At 47.1% G+C, this 17,277-nt stretch carries 22 protein-coding genes, 1 tRNA gene, 1 pseudogene and 1 other annotated feature; of the genes and pseudogenes, 11 read left to right on the top strand and 13 right to left on the bottom strand.

Translation table 11 applies throughout. The annotated features are described in order from the left end of the window. Window positions 1-99: 99 nt before the first annotated feature. A pseudogene (locus tag IQ257_RS31510) lies at window positions 100-273 on the top strand (GTP-binding protein); the annotation flags it as partial. 188 nt (window positions 274-461) lie between these two features. Here IQ257_RS31510 and IQ257_RS11600 read toward each other — a convergent pair. The 7 genes from IQ257_RS11600 to IQ257_RS11570 form a co-directional block, all read right to left on the bottom strand. Continuing rightward, complete coding sequence (locus IQ257_RS11600) at window positions 462-2,147, bottom strand: mechanosensitive ion channel family protein (protein ID WP_193875012.1); 1,686 nt, start codon at window positions 2,145-2,147, stop codon at window positions 462-464. Window positions 2,148-2,314: 167 nt separating this feature from the next. Continuing rightward, window positions 2,315-3,403, bottom strand: coding sequence for an AI-2E family transporter (locus IQ257_RS11595; RefSeq protein ID WP_193875010.1), 1,089 nt, complete (start codon window positions 3,401-3,403; stop codon window positions 2,315-2,317). A gap of 54 nt (window positions 3,404-3,457) precedes the next feature. Beyond that, window positions 3,458-3,907, bottom strand: coding sequence for an IS200/IS605 family transposase (gene tnpA, locus IQ257_RS11590; RefSeq protein WP_193875008.1), 450 nt, complete (start codon window positions 3,905-3,907; stop codon window positions 3,458-3,460). Between the two features lie 325 nt (window positions 3,908-4,232). Then, window positions 4,233-4,709 carry a hypothetical protein gene (locus IQ257_RS11585; protein WP_193875006.1) on the bottom strand — a complete coding sequence of 159 codons (477 nt, stop codon included), beginning with the start codon at window positions 4,707-4,709 and terminating at the stop codon, window positions 4,233-4,235. A 130-nt stretch (window positions 4,710-4,839) separates the two neighbouring features. Continuing rightward, window positions 4,840-5,958, bottom strand: a complete 1,119-nt coding sequence (gene mraY / locus IQ257_RS11580) for a phospho-N-acetylmuramoyl-pentapeptide-transferase (protein ID WP_193875037.1) — start codon at window positions 5,956-5,958, stop codon at window positions 4,840-4,842. 199 nt (window positions 5,959-6,157) lie between these two features. After that, a complete protein-coding gene (locus IQ257_RS11575) occupies window positions 6,158-6,409 on the bottom strand; it encodes a hypothetical protein (protein ID WP_193875004.1) in 252 nt (83 codons plus the stop codon). 145 nt (window positions 6,410-6,554) lie between these two features. Next, window positions 6,555-7,103 (bottom strand): Npun_F5560 family protein, encoded by a 549-nt coding sequence (locus IQ257_RS11570; RefSeq protein ID WP_193875002.1) that lies wholly within the window; start codon window positions 7,101-7,103, stop codon window positions 6,555-6,557. A 268-nt stretch (window positions 7,104-7,371) separates the two neighbouring features. Between IQ257_RS11570 and IQ257_RS11565 the strand changes: the two genes are divergently transcribed. Continuing rightward, on the top strand, window positions 7,372-7,623 hold the full coding sequence (locus IQ257_RS11565) for a LapA family protein (protein ID WP_193875000.1): 252 nt from the start codon (window positions 7,372-7,374) through the stop codon (window positions 7,621-7,623). A 37-nt stretch (window positions 7,624-7,660) separates the two neighbouring features. Here the strand turns inward: IQ257_RS11565 and IQ257_RS11560 are convergent, their stop codons facing one another. Continuing rightward, a complete protein-coding gene (locus IQ257_RS11560) occupies window positions 7,661-8,215 on the bottom strand; it encodes a thermonuclease family protein (protein WP_193874999.1) in 555 nt (184 codons plus the stop codon). Between the two features lie 276 nt (window positions 8,216-8,491). Here IQ257_RS11560 and rplS point away from each other — a divergent pair, with 276 nt between their 5' ends. The 9 genes from rplS to IQ257_RS11515 all read left to right on the top strand — a co-directional run bounded on the left by rplS (window position 8,492) and on the right by IQ257_RS11515 (window position 13,566). After that, complete coding sequence (gene rplS, locus IQ257_RS11555) at window positions 8,492-8,848, top strand: 50S ribosomal protein L19 (RefSeq protein ID WP_193874996.1); 357 nt, start codon at window positions 8,492-8,494, stop codon at window positions 8,846-8,848. A 99-nt stretch (window positions 8,849-8,947) separates the two neighbouring features. Continuing rightward, window positions 8,948-9,020, top strand: a tRNA-Trp gene (locus tag IQ257_RS11550). A gap of 194 nt (window positions 9,021-9,214) precedes the next feature. Further along, window positions 9,215-9,442 (top strand): preprotein translocase subunit SecE, encoded by a 228-nt coding sequence (gene secE, locus IQ257_RS11545; RefSeq protein ID WP_193874994.1) that lies wholly within the window; start codon window positions 9,215-9,217, stop codon window positions 9,440-9,442. Next, window positions 9,442-10,059: a transcription termination/antitermination protein NusG gene (gene nusG / locus IQ257_RS11540; protein ID WP_193874992.1), complete on the top strand. Its 618-nt coding sequence runs from the start codon at window positions 9,442-9,444 to the stop codon at window positions 10,057-10,059. Before secE ends, nusG begins: the two co-directional genes overlap by 1 nt. Window positions 10,060-10,062: 3 nt before the next feature. Further along, entirely contained in the window at window positions 10,063-10,488 is a 426-nt protein-coding gene (rplK, locus tag IQ257_RS11535) for a 50S ribosomal protein L11 (RefSeq protein ID WP_193874990.1), read from the top strand. A 159-nt stretch (window positions 10,489-10,647) separates the two neighbouring features. Beyond that, complete coding sequence (gene rplA / locus IQ257_RS11530; RefSeq protein ID WP_193874988.1) at window positions 10,648-11,361, top strand: 50S ribosomal protein L1; 714 nt, start codon at window positions 10,648-10,650, stop codon at window positions 11,359-11,361. Window positions 11,362-11,389: 28 nt separating this feature from the next. Next, window positions 11,390-11,556 (top strand) — a sequence feature (ribosomal protein L10 leader region). 89 nt (window positions 11,557-11,645) lie between these two features. Then, on the top strand, window positions 11,646-12,212 hold the full coding sequence (gene rplJ, locus IQ257_RS11525; RefSeq protein WP_193874986.1) for a 50S ribosomal protein L10: 567 nt from the start codon (window positions 11,646-11,648) through the stop codon (window positions 12,210-12,212). Between the two features lie 100 nt (window positions 12,213-12,312). Then, complete coding sequence (gene rplL, locus IQ257_RS11520; protein ID WP_193874984.1) at window positions 12,313-12,720, top strand: 50S ribosomal protein L7/L12; 408 nt, start codon at window positions 12,313-12,315, stop codon at window positions 12,718-12,720. 231 nt (window positions 12,721-12,951) lie between these two features. Continuing rightward, window positions 12,952-13,566 (top strand): SH3 domain-containing protein, encoded by a 615-nt coding sequence (locus IQ257_RS11515; RefSeq protein ID WP_193874982.1) that lies wholly within the window; start codon window positions 12,952-12,954, stop codon window positions 13,564-13,566. Window positions 13,567-13,573: 7 nt separating this feature from the next. On the opposite strand, the gene IQ257_RS11510 is transcribed toward IQ257_RS11515, so the two are convergent. The 5 genes from IQ257_RS11510 to rpmI form a co-directional block, all read right to left on the bottom strand. Then, the gene (locus IQ257_RS11510) at window positions 13,574-14,962 is read right to left on the bottom strand and encodes a cytochrome P450 (protein ID WP_193874980.1); all 1,389 of its coding nucleotides are present in this window, start codon (window positions 14,960-14,962) and stop codon (window positions 13,574-13,576) included. Window positions 14,963-15,065: 103 nt separating this feature from the next. Then, complete coding sequence (locus IQ257_RS11505) at window positions 15,066-15,593, bottom strand: tetratricopeptide repeat protein (RefSeq protein ID WP_193874978.1); 528 nt, start codon at window positions 15,591-15,593, stop codon at window positions 15,066-15,068. A gap of 37 nt (window positions 15,594-15,630) precedes the next feature. Further along, window positions 15,631-16,407: a transporter substrate-binding domain-containing protein gene (locus IQ257_RS11500; protein WP_193874976.1), complete on the bottom strand. Its 777-nt coding sequence runs from the start codon at window positions 16,405-16,407 to the stop codon at window positions 15,631-15,633. Window positions 16,408-16,489: 82 nt separating this feature from the next. Next, complete coding sequence (gene rplT, locus IQ257_RS11495; RefSeq protein WP_193874974.1) at window positions 16,490-16,846, bottom strand: 50S ribosomal protein L20; 357 nt, start codon at window positions 16,844-16,846, stop codon at window positions 16,490-16,492. A 45-nt stretch (window positions 16,847-16,891) separates the two neighbouring features. Next, the gene (gene rpmI / locus IQ257_RS11490; RefSeq protein ID WP_193874972.1) at window positions 16,892-17,089 is read right to left on the bottom strand and encodes a 50S ribosomal protein L35; all 198 of its coding nucleotides are present in this window, start codon (window positions 17,087-17,089) and stop codon (window positions 16,892-16,894) included. Window positions 17,090-17,277 lie beyond the last annotated feature (188 nt).

The raw sequence follows: 17,277 nt of genomic DNA, 5'->3' as shown, positions 1-17,277 counted from the left end.
CAGGTACGTTGTTTCAACGTAGAACTGGTCGCTCAGGTCAATGAAGCCCTTCCGGGGGATGATTTGCTCGAAGATGCTCAAATTCTCTTCGGTGCTTTAGCTGATCGCCCGCTTGCCATGAAAAAATTTCAACAGTTCCTCGACTACCGACTGCCCGATAATGTGTTTCGAGCAAAGGGCGTTCTTTGGTTTGCTGAAAGCTCAAAACGTCACTTATTTCAACTTAGTGGTAAGCGATTCACAATTGATGACAGTGAATGGACAAAAACTCCTCTCAGTTGAATGGAATACAGTTAGGAGAGTGAAGCGAGCTAGTCAACCAAGATTTTTCCCCGATGAAAGCTTACTCCCTTGACCTACGTCAGAAAGTTAAGGAAGCGGAGACAAGGGGACTGTTGAAGTGTGGAAACTCCAAAAAATAAATTATCCCGTAGGACAGGCATCTTGCCTGTCAATCCTGTCTATCTCCCTGAGTCAGGCATCCCGTTACTAGATTGATTATCCTGACTCCCCACACTTGGCTGTTTTTCCAACCACTTTGCCAAACCATCTGCTAGCTGCGTGAGAGATTGAGCCAACTCAGGTGAAAACTCCACCGGCAAGCTACCAGAACGAACGTGTAAATCTCGTTGAGGAAAGGGAATTTCCACACCCCGATGGCGCAGAATCACCTCAAGCCGAAAGTAAAGGTCACTTTTTATTTGGAACTGTTTGCGGGGTTCGCTAATCCAAACCAACAGCTCGAAATCAAGGGAACTGTCGCCAAATCCCTTAAAAAATACTCGCGGCGTGGGTTGAGTGAGAATGTCAGGATGTTCTTTTGCCGCATCAATCAAAGCTGCCCGGACAGTGGTTAGGTTCGATCCGTAGGCAACACCCACAGGTACTTTTAATCGAGATACTGGACTGTGATGAGACCAGTTGATAACTTCTGACTCTAGAAATCGAGAATTGGGAACAATAATAGAGATGTCATCTAATGTCCGCATTTCCGTACTACGCACGCTGATCCGCTCTACCGTCCCCATCAAATCTCCAACCTCTACAAAGTCACCGACTTGAACCGGACGCTCAAAAATCAGCACTAAACCACTGAGGAATTCCTTGGCAATTCCCTGTAATCCTAAGCCAATCCCTACACCCAATACACCCGCAAAGACCGTTAGGGAACTAATATCAAGTCCCCATAACTGCAATACGACAATAGAACCAACGAAAATGAAGGCATAGTTGACAATGATGGCAATAGTTTCTTGGGCAGAACGGCTCAGACCGGTGAAGTTTAAAACCCGCGATCGCAATCCCCGCCTGATTGCACTGGCTACCATAACCAGAGCCACAAACAGCCCGATCAGAATCAATAAATCTAAAACTGAATAGGACTCATTTCCTAAGGGAAACAAATCTGAGGTGAAACTCCCCACTACAGTGCTGGTAAGGTTGCGGCTCAATTGCCGAGTTTGGGGAAACAAGTCGCTGATGTAAATCAGGGCATACAGCCAGATGGCACTTCGAATGAGTGTGAGGAGAATCTGTGCGCCAAATTTGAGGCTAGTTGGTTGTTGGACATTTCCGGGTTCTTCTGAGTCAGTGACTTCTCTCTCAATCCAGGGTTTCAGTCGGTGATGCCAAAACCAGCCAAATCCCCAACTCAAAGCGATCGCTAGGAACACGCAGCCAATCGACAACAGTGCCGCTCTGACTAGGTATTTAGGCGTGCGCTCGCGCTGTATCTGCTGAATTGCCACCCTTAGTTCTGCCGCCCAAAACTGGGCTTGTTCTTGGGGGCTTCTGCCTGCGAGTGCATCTTCGGAAGTTACCGACAGCAAGTACTTGCCATCGACCCGAATCACGGGTATTTTGCCCGTTTCATCGACCTCAACCTCCACAGGAGTATCAGCGTTTATAACGTTGTTCTGGAGGATTTGATTGGCAGATTCAGCCCGTGCTTGGGCAGTGAAATCCCCAGATTCAGTAACGACAAAAAGCTTGCGTCCATCAAAAACAATCGGTGCTGTGGAATTCTCTTGAGCCAAAACGGGTACAACCGCTAGCAGCAAACCGAGGGCAAATCCCAGAACCAGCGTCCGGATAAGCCGAACTAGGACAGGTGGAAAACTGAAAAAGGTTGACACTTCACAGTTCATGGCTCGCTTTTGGTAATGTATTGCATAGGAACAATGAACCAGGAACAATAGTTGCTAAATACTTGCAAGCCCTACTTAAGGAAATTTTCTCAGCCAACTCCCTACTCCCCACTCCCTTAAATCCAGGGCTTCATACTTCACCAAACAGAGAAACGCTATAAAGTATTTTAGGCTTGTTCGGCTGAAGGGGATGCGATCGCGGCAGCTTGTTGTTCGGACAGTCGTTTCGGTTGCAGGTAAAGATTCTCTAACACTACCGAAGCACCTGCAACCCAAGGAGGGACAATCAAAGCACCAATAATTCCCAAAACCTGAGCGCCACCGATCACTGCCAAGAGCTGATATAACGGGTGAATTTTCACGGAAGAACCAACTAACAGGGGATCGAGGACGTAAGTTTCCACATTCTGAATAATCAAAAACAGCAGCAACACCCATAGGAATGTCCAACTGCCTTGAGCGATTGCTACAATTAATGCGGGAATAGCACCCAATACTGGTCCAAAAAAGGGAATCAAATTAGTTACCCCTGCAATCGCACCTAAACCTAGGGCAAACTCCGAGATCCCCAAAGCTTTCAACCCGACGCTAATCACTACAGCTAAAATTCCAGAAACTAAAACCCTTCCCTGAATATAATTTCCCATCCGCTTGCTCATGGGCTTAACCTGCGCTGCCAAGCGTTCATCCCAAGGCTTAGGGAACAAACTGACCAAACCTTTAATCAATTGTTTAGAGCCAGATAGCATATAGCCTGAAAGAAACAACGCCAGAATCAGACTAAAAGCACCGCCAACGAAGCCCCTCGTTACTCCGTAAGAGCGAACCAATAGTTGCTGACTGGAACGAATCGCCCAACTTGTCAGTGTCTGCGTGTCAAAAAACTGACTAATAGCTGGTTCAGTGATGCCCAAACGCCGTGCTAAATTGTCAACCAGGGCTACCAAAACTTCCAGATAACCCGGTAGTCTCTGAAAAAGTCCCTGAATTTGTGCGATCACAGTCGGACCGATCGCCAAACCCACTCCCGTTAAAATGGCTAGCAATCCTAGATAGACTAGGATAACGGCTAACCAGCGAGGAATACGCAATTGTTCAGCACTCTCGATAATCGGTGCTAGGCTAGCAGCCAGCACCACTGCAATCATCAGAATGACGAACAAACCGCTCAACTGCCACAGCAACACCACCAGCAAGCCCGTGGCAAAAATTAGCAGTAGGTTACGAGGCGAAATGGCAATTCGCTGCTCAGACATAGCAACTGTTGAGGTTTACAGCCGTTTTTACGGCAATACTTAATATAGCGTTTCTTATTCTCTTTTTCCTTGTCGGGAGGTGGGAGCGTCATCTTCATAATTATCTCGTTCTAAGGATGCGATCGCTGTTCCTTGGGAATGATGCTGTTTTTGATTGCTCACGTATGCAATTGCTTCATCAAGTTGTTTGCCTCCCAACGAAAAAACGCCATATCCGCGCTGCCAACCAAACTTAGCTGATGTAGGGGATGAATCTTGGTTAAACTGATGTGCGCTACTACCCTTGATATTTTTGACAAAATCTGCAATAGAAAGAGTGGGTGGAATAGATGTCACTAAATGGAGATGATCTTCTACACCGCCGATACTGTGAATGATGCAACCTAACGAATCAGCTTTCCCGATTATATAGCTGTATAGCCTGGGTTCTCGTGCAGGGGTAATCAAAGGTTGGCGTTCTTTTGTCGCCCAAACTAGATGATAATAAAGCCGCCAAAACGCCATAAAGTTATGCCCTGATAATTGAGATTAACTTATATTATTACTGAGTCATCTTCAGACGACTTGAGCTATGAGCCTGCGAATTGATTCGCAGGCGGATGAGCGGGTTACACCGTCATATTGCCGGAAAATAAGTTGTTCACCCTTACTCACCATCTGGAATAAATTACCCCCCACGTTAATCTATTGCTTGAATTTATCGCCACGCTGTCACACCGCCTTGAAATCAATTTCAAGGCTCATAGCCCGAGTCCGTTTAAACTGACATCTTGCACCTTTGTCGATAAGCCCGAAAATCCGCCCGGAGTTCAAACTCCGGGCTAATAGCTCAAGTCCATTGAAATGGACTGAAAGTCTTATCCAGTCGTATGCAAGACGAATGCCAGCTATGAGACAGTGGTTTTAACCACTGGCTGTTAGTGAGACTGGTGCAAGATCTGAGTTTAAACGGACTGAATAATAGTTCGCACTGATTCAGTCCTTCGTAAGTCGCCGCCTGAAAAAATTGCCGTGCTTGTTCGCTACTGCGAAATACCAATTCAAATAACTGCTCTCCCCAGTCTTGAAACTTTTGCTCAATCTTTGCCGCCTTGTCTGGAAAAATCCCATAGGGAGAGCGCAGATAATCTTCCAGATACCAGCGTAACTGTGCTAAGGGTTGCTCATCTGGTTTCTTGCCTACCTGTTCCTGAAACGGATGTTCAAACTTTACTGCAGGAGCCAAGCGAGGATTAGATTGTCCGCGTTGCCAGGACAATCCTATCGCATAACCCTCGTGATTAATCCGCAACCAGTTTCTCGCCATCTCTTGTTGCTAGGTATCGAGATAACGCCATCCTAACTCACAGATTTTTGCGATCGCCCTTTCCAAAATCAGCAAAGCCACCCCACTGATGAGATGGCTTCACCTACAAAACTTCAAAACCAACAACTGTTTAAAAATTCGGATTCCCGGCTAACGCAATCAACGCCAAAATCCCATTAATCAAATAAAACACTCCAACAATGTAAGTTTCTGACCAACCACTCAGTTCCAGATGATTGTGAAACGGTGACATTTTAAACAAACGTTTGCCAATGCCATCGGGTCCTTTAGTCGCTTTGTAATAACCCACTTGGGCAATTACCGAGATAGATTCCACAAAGAAAAGTCCACTGATAACGAACAAGCACCAGAGGTTCTGACTCAATAGCCCTACTGATGCTAATGCCCCTCCCAGTGCCAAAGAACCAGTATCTCCCATAAATACCGTGGCAGGATTCCGATTGTGGACGACAAAGCCCAGGCAACTGCCACTCATACAGGCACAGAAAATCATCAAACCGGGTGACGTGGGAGCCACAATCGCCGCGAGTGCCAGTAAAGCTATCGCACAAGTCCCAGCCGCTAGCCCATCCACTCCATCGGTGAGATTGGTAGCATTACTTTCTGCCACCAGCACGAACAACGCTAGGGGCCAAAACAGCGCCCCTAAGGGTAAGACTAAACCCAAGGGCAGGTTAATCGTTGTCATACTAGCAGGTTGACTCGCTGCCAACCACAGACAGAATACTAAGCCCACGCTCACTTGCAGCGCCAGTTTCATGCGGGGCGAGATACCTTTGTTGGAACGGCGGCGGATTATTTGCCAATCATCGAGCCACCCAATTCCTGCATAGCCAAGGGTAACAACTGATACGACTAAAACAGAGATAAAGTTTTGCGCCCCAAATAGTGCCGACCATAACAGGGCAACAATCACAGCTACTGGTACGAAAAACACCCCGCCCATGGTTGGGGTGCCTGCTTTTTGTAAATGGGTTTGGGGTCCATCCTCGCGAATAATCTGCCCGAGTTTGAGGGTTTGCAGGAATGGGACAACCCAGTATCCCAATGCTGCTGTAAGCAAAGCGCAGACCCACAGCGGCAAGGTGATTGAAAGTCCTGATAGCGGCGTTCGCCCTGCCACCCAATCTAGTATCAATGCGCCCAGGCTCAAACTAACCGCTAGCAACGTCAAGAGTCTGGAGCCGGTCAAGCTGATAGACCGTCCAGACGTTAATTTTGCATCTATCACAGACTTTTTATTCCTTTCGCGAACATTCCTCACACAAAACGCGATGCGTAGCATCTTGACGATTCCCGTGTGACCCACGGCACTGATGGGAATCCTATCATCTATGGGGTGCTTTCAATCAATCCCTCTAGCAAATTTTCGTGATTCTTTCCTGATTCTTTAAAGAGCAATCACTTGCGAGGTCTAGCCTTCGTTATCAATAGGGCAAAACTGCGGCTACTGATGACTCGGCTGGCACCCGTTCGGGTTCTACAGCATAAACAGTTCCGCCATTCAAGATAGTATGAACTGCTGCAAAATCCAATAAGTCTTCATCGCCAGCTTGTTTTTGCTCGTGCAGTTGCACCGTATTGGTTTGTGGGTCAAAGCCACCCCAATGCTGATGGTTCACTGCCACCAACAACGAAGCGATTCGTTTTTGGTATGCGGCTTGTACAACCTCTTTCAAGTCATCAGAGGCTTGCTCTGGATTATTTCCAGAAAATTCTCTGTTCTGTAACGATTATCTGTATTCATATGCAACAAAACGTAGAGGCGTAGCACGCTACGTCTCTACCTTGCCGTAAAACTGCCTTTCTGCAATGACAACCGCCCTAGATATTCCCAAAGGTTGGAATCGGACTACCACTAGGACGAGAGAAACTGGGCAAGTCAATGTGCGTAATGTTGCGATTTCTGACTGCCAGCCGATAGCTGACGCTTTGCAACTCAGCGTGAAGCTGCCGATTTTCCCGTTGCAACATTGTCACCTTTTCTCTTACAGGTGCCATGCGCTCAGAAAATTTCTGACGATAAATGTGCGGGAGTTCCTGTACTACCTGCTCAAGCATACGGGAACGGTCACTGAGTTCCTGAACTGACTGCCGCAATTGATAAATTTCTTCATCGCGAGTGGTAATTTGCTCTTGGTAAAAGCGTACCTGTTGCTCGACCTCTTGCAACTGTTCTCGCAAGACTCGCATCTGAGCTTGATGCCGCTCGGAAACCTCTGGTGGAGGAGTAAAGTTGGCATTGCCCTTAACGAGGCGAAATAGTTCCTGAGATAGCTGTTGTACAAGCTGATCTCTCAGGTGCAGCTCTTCTCGCAGACGAGAAACTTCTGTTTGAAAGGTATGTAGGGTTGGGGATTCAGTCTGGCTCACGATGGCTTACAGCTCCGATACTAGGGTACTCTCCCAATGGCAGAAGGCGACGGGCAGCGTTCAGTTGCTAGGTAGTGAGGATGATATCACTATATATCTTCCCCCTGAAGAGCGGTGCTGGCAACTTTCGTCGTATTAGGATCGAGTCAATATGATTGACAGGTTAACCCTAAAATGCTGATTCTGGCAACAGATTGGGAAATTCTCAGCCTTGCCTTTGCCTCCACTTTGCTGCTGTAACTGAGCTATCTTAATTCTTGAATTACCCATGAAAGCTTTCATGAATCTACTTGTTTCCCTAATAGCCGCAGCTTGGATTGTAGCGATCGCTATTTTGTCCGTACAGAATGCCACACTCGTCTCTCTCAGGTTTCTAACCTTTGAATCCATTCGCCTACCCGTAGGAATCGTACTGGCATTTAGTGTCGGAATTGGGGTCATGGGAGGAGCAATTGGGCCGGTTTTGTGGCAGCTAACCGTTTCGAGACAACAGGAATCTTATAAAAATGAAGATTACTAACAATTGAGTTCTTTCCCCACTCCCCACTCCCCATTCCCTACTTACTACTACGACGCCATTCCCAAGCCGAAACGTATTTAGGATCTTGCCAAACTCCCCGACGCTTCTTTTTAGCATCTGCTTCTGCCTGTTCCACAATTGCAGCACTGGGACAGTTTTTTAGGTAAGGGCGATAGACTTGTGCAAGTCCTTCTTGGATTAAAACTTCCTGAATCAAGGTGCCATCTGCTAGATGAACTTCACTAATTTTACGTCCATACTGATCGGTATCGGTTACAGTCAGTTGCACCCGATCGCCTCCTTGTGCGACTAATTGCTGCACTCGCTGTTGCGCTTTTCCGCCCCACTGGAATTGGCTTTTGTCTACCAATTTTCGACTTTTCCTCTCCTTAGCGGTATGGGGAACCTCTGGAGCATCCACGCAGGCAAAGCGCACTTTGATATCCGTTCCGCTAGCATCTGTCACCGTAATTGTGTCTCCATCGCTGACTTTTTTAACCGAATAAGTCGCCGGACTAGACAGGAGACTACACCCTGTCAAGGTAATAATAATGGCAGTAGTAGCAATACTTTTTAGAGATTGGGGTGACATTTGGATAGATGCGCTCGGATTAAAATCATTGGGTTTTATCAACTATAGCCAGTCTAAGGATGAGTGTAACTCTTCACCTCTTGCACGAATCTCAACAAGCTGATTTTAGGTAGGGTGGGCAAACTTTCTAAAGCTGAAATGCTCATACCACCGTTAGTTGCTTTTGCCCAGCTTACGGTATTAGGGTTTATTGTCAGTGCTGCAAGTTTGAGACTCGCTAGACAAAAGCTCAGTTATTGAGTTATTATAATAGGCTGTGACTTTTCTTAAAAAGAAATGAACGCTCAAGAAGTTATTCGCTCACTGGAAGCCGAACAGCTTAAATCTGATCTGCCTACCATCCACATTGGCGACACCATAAGGGTGGGCGTCCGGATTCGGGAAGGCAACAAAGAACGGGTACAGCCTTACGAAGGCACCGTTATCGCTATGCGTAGCGGTGGCATCAATGAGACAATTACAGTACGACGAATCTTTCAAGGTATTGGGGTCGAACGGATTTTTCTGATACATTCACCCCGAATTGCCAACATTAAAATTGTGCGTCGGGGGAAAGTGCGTCGAGCCAAGCTATTTTACTTGCGCGATCGCGTTGGTAAAGCGACTCGAGTCAAACAGCGCTTTGATCGCTAATCCACATATTTAATATGGAAGGTTGACTTGGTATTCATGCCCCAATTGCGCTACACTGAATAAGGCAGCAGAGGTAGCTTTACCTCTCCTACTAATCAAGCGCTCTTAGTTCAGTTGGTAGAACGCAGGTCTCCAAAACCTGATGTCGGGGGTTCAAGTCCTCCAGGGCGCGCTTGAATCCGTTAAATGAAGGCGGAATTTTAGGTCTACCCAAAAGCATCGCTGTGGCAGGCGTAGCCTCAGACAAGTGAAAGACTTTGGGTTAGACTTAATTTTGTGAATAGTTGCCAAATTCTCGGTTTGGCAGCGTTCTCCTAACTTCATTAACGAGCATCCCAAATTGATTAACGGGGGAGAAAAAACATTGTGGCAAAGAAAACAAAAAATGAAGTAGAGATTCAGGAAACCACCTCTGGGTTAAATCCAGTCAAGTTTCTTCAAGACACAAAAGAAGAACTCGCTAAAGTGGTTTGGCCCTCTCGGCAGCAGCTCCTCAGTGAATCAGCGGCTGTACTGATGATGGTAATTCTCTCAGCCACCCTCATTTATTTGGTGGATGGTCTCTTCGTGTGGGTATCAGGACAGGTATTTTGATGAGTTTTACAACAAACGAATCAAGCGATCCAAATCAACAGCTAGAAGACTCTCAATCTGCACATTGGTATGCGGTTCAGGTAGCATCTGGTTGTGAAAAGCGGGTCAAAACCAACCTCGAACAGCGCGTTCAAACCCTTGATGTAGCTGATCGGATCTTGAGAGTGCAGATTCCCCAGACACCAACCGTAAAAATCCGCAAGGATGGTTCTCGGCAACACTCTGAAGAAAAGGTCTTCCCAGGCTACGTGTTAGTCGAAATGGTGATGGATGATGACACCTGGCAGGTTGTCAAAAATACACCAAATGTGATTAATTTTGTTGGGGCAGAACAAAAACGTCGCTACGGACGAGGACGGGGACACGTGAAACCCGTGCCGCTGAGTCCAGGAGAAGTAGAACGGATCTTCAAGCAGACCGAAGAACAAGAGCCAGTCATTAAAGTTGACATGGCTGTTGGGGATAAGATCATAGTACTATCAGGTCCGTTCAAAGATTTTGAAGGCGAAGTGATTGAAGTTAGCCCAGAACGCAGCAAACTCAAAGCATTACTCTCAATTTTTGGACGGGATACACCTGTAGAATTAGAATTCAACCAGGTTGAAAAAACGAGCTAAATAATGGCAAAAAAAGTCGTTGCAATGATTAAGTTGGCTCTCCCGGCAGGGAAAGCCAACCCAGCCCCGCCTGTGGGACCAGCTTTGGGTCAGCACGGGGTAAATATCATGGCGTTCTGTAAAGAATACAACGCCAAGACCGCAGACCAAGCTGGCATGGTGGTGCCAGTAGAGATTTCGGTTTTTGAGGATCGCAGTTTTACCTTCGTCCTCAAAACGCCACCAGCATCTGTGCTGATTAAAAAAGCAGCAGGAGTTGAACGGGGTTCGAGTGAACCCAACAAACAGAGAGTTGGGTCAATTACGCGGGCGCAACTCCAAGAAATTGCCCAGACTAAGATGCCTGACCTTAATGCTAATGACATTGAGGCAGCCATGAAAATTGTCGAAGGCACTGCCCGAAACATGGGAGTGGCAATTAGCGACTAGAAGGCTAACCTATGAAGGGAAGGATGACTTTGGTACACCCACCAAAAATCCTCTTTCATACTTTACACTTTATAAGTTCAGACTTTCTGAGTACTCAATTTCACTAAACCCAATCAGGGGGAGAAGCAGCGCTTCGTTAGTGACCCCAGGAGAGAGAAAATGTCAAAAAAAATATCGCGCCGACTGCAAGAATTGCAAAAGAAGGTTGAAGAGAGACCTTACGAACCCTTAGAAGCACTTAATCTTTTAAAAGAAACAGCCACTGCTAAGTTTCCAGAATCAGCAGAAGCCCATATCCGCTTGGGAATCGACCCGAAGTACACCGATCAGCAGTTGCGGACAACTGTGGCACTGCCGAAGGGGACTGGTCAGGTTGTGCGGGTAGCAGTGATTGCCAGAGGTGAGAAAGTTACGGAAGCGAGTAACGCTGGGGCTGATATTGCCGGTTCAGAGGAACTGATTGCAGAAATCCAAAACGGCATGATGGACTTTGATCGCCTGATTGCGACACCAGATATGATGCCGCAGGTGGCAAAATTGGGACGGCTTTTGGGACCGCGAGGTTTGATGCCTTCACCCAAAGGCGGAACAGTAACCTTTGATTTGGCGCAAGCAATCGAAGAAGTTAAAGCTGGTAAAGTAGAGTTTCGTTCCGATCGCACTGGCATCGTTCATGTTATGTTTGGCAAGACATCATTTTCTGCCCAAGACTTGCTAGCGAATCTCAAATCCTTGCAGGAAACAATCGACCGCAACCGTCCTTCGGGAGCAAAAGGTCGTTTTTGGCGTAGTATATATGTATCGGCGACAATGGGTCCATCAATTGAAGTCGAAATTAATACTCTGCGAGACATGAAAATTGAGGCTGTCTAATTTGAAGTTTTAGCAGTCTGACAAACTAAAACTCAATTGGCTTGTACCAGAGAAAGCAGGTGCGAATCGCTTAATATCCTGCCGAGGTCAGCGCCCTATATATCTGCCGTGCCATGGGCATTCTATGTGAATGGCGTAGCACTTAAGATATAAAGCGCAACCCCGGCATGGTGTCCGGGGTTTTGTGTTGGTTATTAGTCGTTAGTCCTCGGTCAACTGACAATTCAACAACGGACTAATGACTAATGACTAATGACTAATAACAAAAAGGAGGTGAGAAACGAATGGGCAGAACACTAGAAAACAAACAGGAAGTCGTTGCCGATTTGCAGAAACTTTTGGGCGAGTCTCAGTTAGCGATTGTTATCGACTATCAGGGATTGTCGGTTGCGGAAATCAGCGACTTGCGGAATCGTGTGCGTCCGACTGGCACCGTTTGTAAAGTGACCAAGAACACTCTGATGCGGCGGGCAGTCGAGGGTGATGAAAACTGGCAACCGATGACCGAATTCCTTGTCGGTTCAACCGCCTTTCTGCTAGTCAAAGATGACATTGGCGGTGCAATCAGGGCTTACCAGGACTTCCAGAAAGTCAGTAAGAAGACAGAATTCAAGGGCGGCGTCATGCAAGGTCGTGCCTTGAATCAAGACCAAGTTAAAGCGATCGCTGACTTGCCGTCTAAGGAGGAACTGATTGCCCAAATTGCTGGTGCGATTAATTCTATCGCTACCAAGCTGGCTGTGGGTATCAATGAGGTTCCTGCTTCCCTGGGTCGCGGTATCAATGAGGTTCCTGCTTCCCTGGGTCGCGTCTTACAAGCGATCGCTGCTCAGAAAGAAGACAAAGCCTAATTCTAATGGGCGTTCTCCAGGTGTAATTCACTGGAGCTTTGATGGGGAGAGGGGGGGATGGGGGGACTAACCAAATAATTCATCTTAAAGGAGTTTATCGATGTCTGATACAACCAACGAAATTCTGGAAAAATTAAAATCACTGACTCTGCTAGAAGCTTCTGAGCTGGTCACGCAAATTGAAGATACCTTTGGTGTCAGCGCTGCGGCTCCGGCTGGCGGCATGATGATGATGGCTCCCGGTATGGCGGGTGGCGGTGGAGCTGCGGTTCCGGCTGAAGAAGCTGAAGAGAAAACCGAATTTGATGTCGTGCTGGAAGACGTTCCCGCTGACAAGAAAATTGCCATCTTGAAGGTAGTGCGGACGTTAACCGGTCTAGGTCTGAAGGAAGCCAAAGATTTGGTGGAATCAGCTCCCAAGCCTGTTAAAGAAGCCGTTGCCAAGGATGCGGCTGAGGAGGCTAAGAAGCAACTAGAAGAGGCTGGTGCTAAGGCTTCTGTGAAGTAGAGTTAGTACTCCTAGGAGCCGAGTTTCTCGGTTCCTGGGAATTTTTATAATCCCTAATCACATCCACAGGCGATCGCCATTCAATAGCTCCTTCACTGCAAGTAGCCCAATATTTAGAATCTCTCACATATCCGTTAATCCGCTACATCCGCTACCAAATCTGTTGCTTCATTGCACTTCACTAATCAATTCGATTGGATGTCATGCATCTGTGCAGGATAGGGATAATTCATGAAAAAATTACTAGTTTTGACTCTACTTTGGGGCAGCATCGCCGCTGGTTGTCAGACTTCTGACTTGAACTCGACATCTCAAAGATCACAATTATCTAGTTCACCTGAAGCTGAACCCCCTGCTAAAACAGGCGATCAAGTGGCGGCGGTTTCTAGCACGACGGCTGAAAGTCAGCGTAGCTGTCAGATGAGCGCCTATGTAATTGATAAAGATTCCCAAGGTTTGAACGTGCGTTCGGGTCCGGGAAAGAATTACGAAACGATTGACAAATTACCTACCTCTGCTGTTGCTGTTTTTGTTGATATCAAGGCATCTCAAGGGGAGTGGGTACAGGTAATGAAGGCGGAAAGTCCCGAAAACGTGGAATTTCAGGGAACGGGATGGGTTTACGCTCCGCTTTTGGGGATTAGTACTCGCGGTTACGGTACTGAGGGCGTTTCTGTTTATGCCAATGCTAGTGCTGATAGCAGAGTCATGGGTCGAATTCCACCAGCAACAGAGGTAAAGCTGTTAGGATGTGACCAATCTTGGGCGTTAGTTAACTATGAAGGATTGAAAGGGTGGATTGCGCCGGAGGAGCAGTGTCCTAATCCTTTGACAACTTGCTCGTAGTACGCATTTATTGAGTACTAGTGCTGGCAGTCCCGACAGAAACCCGCTCCGAAGGCGATCTCTGACCTATTACCATCATCCGCACGCCACCCTCTGGAGAAACGGTGAAGCCCCGACGTTGGGGTTTTACGGGTTTGGTATCTGCCAGTGTTAACTGATAGCGCGACAAAATGCTAGCCAATACCAGTTTCATTTCCATCTGCGCTAAAGCAAAGCCCACACAACGGCGATTACTGCCACCAAAGGGCAAATACTCATAGGGAGAAAATTGCCGATCGAGGAAGCGCTCTGGCTTAAATTGATTGGGTTCTGGATAGATATCTTCCCGATGATGAGTTAGGTAAATACAGGGAAATAACGTGGTATTGGTGTCATATTGACGACCCATTACCTGCATGGGTGCTTTCGTGACTCGCGGAAATGCAAAGAAAATAACGGGGTAAATCCGCAGGGTTTCTTGGCAAACGGCGGTAAGGTAGGGGAGTTTTGCGATCGCAATGGGTTCTGGATTTTCCCCTAAACTATCCAGTTCTTGTACAAGTTTTTGATAAATTGAAGGACGCTGATGAATCCAGTAGAAAGCCCAGGCTAAGGCAGTCGCGGTAGTCTCGTGACCCGCAAACAAAAGGGTCATCAACTCATCTTTTAACTCTGCATCAGTCATCGGCTGACCCAGTTCATCACGCGCCGACATCATTAAAGTGAGAACATCATTGCCCTGCAATTGCGATCGCTCTCGACGCTCGTCAATCTCCGCTTGCAAGAGTTCATAAATTTGCTGCCTGCGTCCCACAAAGCGTCCCCAAGGACTCCATGCACCCAAGTCTTTTTGCAGAAAGCGAAAGAATAGCAGGCTTGAACTCAGGGGAGAGTCAGTCATGTTTAACATAGCGGAGAGGAGTGGTATCAGTTGTTGATAACGCACTCCTTCTCGCAATCCGAATACTGTTTGCACGATGACTTGTAGGGTAATTTCTTGCATTTGGGCACGAATGCAGATCGGTTTACCAACGTTCCACTGACTTGCCACCTGCTCGGCAATTTCGCACATTAATTGACTGTAAGAGTGCATCCGTTCCCCGTGAAAGGGAGGCATCATCAAACGCCGTTGTGCTGCATGGCGAGCGCCATCTAACAATAATAGAGAATTCTCTCCCACCAAGGGTTTTACAATCTTGTTCCCCCGACCTGAGTCAAACAGCTTCGGATCGGCAGTGAAAATCTCTTGAATTGCCTGGGGATGGCTGAGAAAAACTAAAGGTTCAAAGTTTCTCAGATTTAATGTAAACGTGTCCCCGTAGCGTTCTGCACAACTATCCAAGAAGGCGAGCGGGTCAGCAATCCACCGGATGAGCTGCATCGTCGGGGAGCTTTTGGGACCATCGGGCAGTTTCATAGATGTGATTTGCAACTTTACACTTCAAGATAAAATAAAATATGCCCCTGCGGTTTTATTTGTCCGCACGGGCATATTCAAGGATGGTTTTTAGGAGTCTGTCTCATGCCGGTGTCGCTAACCGCTTGCGAAGGGATTCGGAGCGGCGTTTTGCTGTGCTATTATTTGGTTCGTACTGTAGCGCTTCTTCATAGGTTTGTAATGCCTGCGCCGTCAGCTTCTTACGTTCGTAAGCATGAGCCAGGTTATTGAGTGCGGTGACATATTCCGGCTCTTGTTTTAAGGATTCTTTGTAGTTGCGAATGGCAATATCGTACTGTTCTTGAGAAAAGTAAGCAAAACCTAGGGCGTTGTAAACAGGCGCGAGGTTTTGTTCCTCAGCATCTACAGCTTTCATTGCTTTTTGAAATAGAATAATCGCTTGGGCAAAGAGTTTCTTATCTAAATAAATACTGCCCAACTCGTAATACTCTTGTACTTTTCCGCGCTCGTTTCGCAGCTTTTTTTCGAGCCGTGAGAGGTTCGTCTCGATTCGGCGAGTTTTGAGAACTTGACGGACAACTGCTGAAGCAGCAACGCCCAGCAGCACTAGCAATATCAATAAATAAGTAATGGGAAGCGGATTATCCATCTTTGATTGCTGGAATCTATACAGGTTCAATCTTTACCTATGGTAAACCCCAAGCGGCAGCGCGTTGAGCTAACCAACCCTCAGCCCGCCAGCGAGCGATCGCCTCATTGACTTTTTGCCGCAATTCAACGTATTCTAATCCCTTGGGCATCACTACGCCTAAGGCTTCCCCAGACAGCCACACAGCAAGTTGCTGATACTCAGGATACTCCTGTACCCAACCCGTCAGCACACTGCGATCAGCAGCAAAAGCGTCAGCCCTCCCTGCTTCCAAAAGCGATCGCGCCTCTTGATAAGAATCAACACCTACTAACGTCGCCCCTGGTAACGCATACTTTACCACTGCGATCGTGCTAGAACCCTTGATTACTGCAATCGTCCCAGTGCTGAGATCGCTGAGTTTATTAATGGAGGCATTCTTGGTGACTAAACCTGTTCCATCTAGGTAGTAAGGAATGCTGAACTCTACCAATCGGGAACGAGAGTCTGTTACCGTCACTCTGGCAATAGTCAAGTCAACTTTATCCTGTATTACCACATCTAAGCGATCGCGATTCGTTACGGGCTGCAAAACTACTGCATCAGGATTCCCCAAAAGTTCTGCCGCCAAACGCCTCGCCACATCAATTTCAAATCCTTGCAGATTACCATTAGCATCCTGAAAGGCGAGGGGACGTAGGTTATCTTTGACAGCGACAATTAACTCACCCCGTTTCTCGATTTCTGCGAGTTGTGCAGCCCTAACTGGTGCGGGTGCGATATAAGATACCAGCAGCAATCCAACTACCAGCGTGAAATTAAAAAACGTTTTCATTGGCGATCGCTTCAGTAGCCATCAGTCATTAGCCATTGTCAACAAAGGACAAATGACTAATGACAGAGGACAAATGACTCACTTATTTTCCAGCTTGATCGGCTAATTCCACGACTTTGCCAAAGCTAGCTGGATCGAGAACTGCCAACTGTGCCAGCATCTTGCGATTCAACTGGATGTTTGCCTTTTTCATCTGACCCATAAGCTGACTGTAGCTCATGCCATGCTGACGCGCTGCTGCATTAATGCGAGTAATCCAGAGGCGTCGAAAATCCCGCTTGCGCTTACGGCGATCGCGGTAAGCATTTCGCAATGCCTTCATCACCTGTTGATTGGCAGTGCGGAAGAGTCTTGAGTGGGAACCTCTAAATCCTTTCGCAAGTTTGAGAATTTTTTTGCGTCGTTTGCGAGCGACGTTACCGCGTTTTACCCTTGTCATAGCTCGTGATTTGGTATTAGTAGTTAGTGATTTGTGGCTAAAGCTCTACAAATATGGCAGCATCAAGCGCACATTGTCCGCATCGCGTTCGTCCACTAGACTCAGATTCGACAAACGCCGCCGCCGTTGTGAGGATTTGTGCTGGAGTAAGTGATTTTTGAACGCTTTACGGCGTCTAATTTTGCCAGTACCAGTTACTCTAAAGCGTTTTGCTGCTGCTCTGCGGGTTTTTAATTTGGGCATTGACTTCCATATAATAAGCGCACAATCTCTAATTTTACTACTATCCCAGTCAGTAAAGCTATGATTCCCAGTCAGTACAGCTATGATTAAACTTCAAGATTGATTCGAGAAGGCAGGGGAGAACGGGGACAAGGAGACAAGGAGATAGAAAACCCGAATGTTCCAACACAACTCCCCCCATCACCCCC

Source organism: Coleofasciculus sp. LEGE 07092, assembly GCF_015207375.1.
Classification (GTDB): domain Bacteria; phylum Cyanobacteriota; class Cyanobacteriia; order Cyanobacteriales; family Coleofasciculaceae; genus LEGE-07092.
The sequence above is the reverse complement of the archived record's forward strand: the minus strand, read 5'-3'. Positions and strand labels throughout refer to the sequence as shown.

What these genes read in the sequence shown, in the direction of transcription:
- IQ257_RS11600 (WP_193875012.1), bottom strand. Translation starts at nt 2,147, where the DNA reads ATGAACTGTGAAGTGTCAACCTTTTTCAGTTTTCCACCTGTCCTAGTT.
- IQ257_RS11595 (WP_193875010.1), bottom strand. Translation starts at nt 3,403, where the DNA reads ATGTCTGAGCAGCGAATTGCCATTTCGCCTCGTAACCTACTGCTAATT.
- tnpA (WP_193875008.1), bottom strand. Translation starts at nt 3,907, where the DNA reads ATGGCGTTTTGGCGGCTTTATTATCATCTAGTTTGGGCGACAAAAGAA.
- IQ257_RS11585 (WP_193875006.1), bottom strand. Translation starts at nt 4,709, where the DNA reads ATGGCGAGAAACTGGTTGCGGATTAATCACGAGGGTTATGCGATAGGA.
- IQ257_RS11565 (WP_193875000.1), top strand. Translation starts at nt 7,372, where the DNA reads ATGAAAGCTTTCATGAATCTACTTGTTTCCCTAATAGCCGCAGCTTGG.
- IQ257_RS11560 (WP_193874999.1), bottom strand. Translation starts at nt 8,215, where the DNA reads ATGTCACCCCAATCTCTAAAAAGTATTGCTACTACTGCCATTATTATT.
- rplS (WP_193874996.1), top strand. Translation starts at nt 8,492, where the DNA reads ATGAACGCTCAAGAAGTTATTCGCTCACTGGAAGCCGAACAGCTTAAA.
- nusG (WP_193874992.1), top strand. Translation starts at nt 9,442, where the DNA reads ATGAGTTTTACAACAAACGAATCAAGCGATCCAAATCAACAGCTAGAA.
- rplK (WP_193874990.1), top strand. Translation starts at nt 10,063, where the DNA reads ATGGCAAAAAAAGTCGTTGCAATGATTAAGTTGGCTCTCCCGGCAGGG.
- rplA (WP_193874988.1), top strand. Translation starts at nt 10,648, where the DNA reads ATGTCAAAAAAAATATCGCGCCGACTGCAAGAATTGCAAAAGAAGGTT.
- rplJ (WP_193874986.1), top strand. Translation starts at nt 11,646, where the DNA reads ATGGGCAGAACACTAGAAAACAAACAGGAAGTCGTTGCCGATTTGCAG.
- rplL (WP_193874984.1), top strand. Translation starts at nt 12,313, where the DNA reads ATGTCTGATACAACCAACGAAATTCTGGAAAAATTAAAATCACTGACT.
- IQ257_RS11515 (WP_193874982.1), top strand. Translation starts at nt 12,952, where the DNA reads ATGAAAAAATTACTAGTTTTGACTCTACTTTGGGGCAGCATCGCCGCT.
- IQ257_RS11510 (WP_193874980.1), bottom strand. Translation starts at nt 14,962, where the DNA reads ATGAAACTGCCCGATGGTCCCAAAAGCTCCCCGACGATGCAGCTCATC.
- IQ257_RS11505 (WP_193874978.1), bottom strand. Translation starts at nt 15,593, where the DNA reads ATGGATAATCCGCTTCCCATTACTTATTTATTGATATTGCTAGTGCTG.
- IQ257_RS11500 (WP_193874976.1), bottom strand. Translation starts at nt 16,407, where the DNA reads ATGAAAACGTTTTTTAATTTCACGCTGGTAGTTGGATTGCTGCTGGTA.
- rplT (WP_193874974.1), bottom strand. Translation starts at nt 16,846, where the DNA reads ATGACAAGGGTAAAACGCGGTAACGTCGCTCGCAAACGACGCAAAAAA.
- rpmI (WP_193874972.1), bottom strand. Translation starts at nt 17,089, where the DNA reads ATGCCCAAATTAAAAACCCGCAGAGCAGCAGCAAAACGCTTTAGAGTA.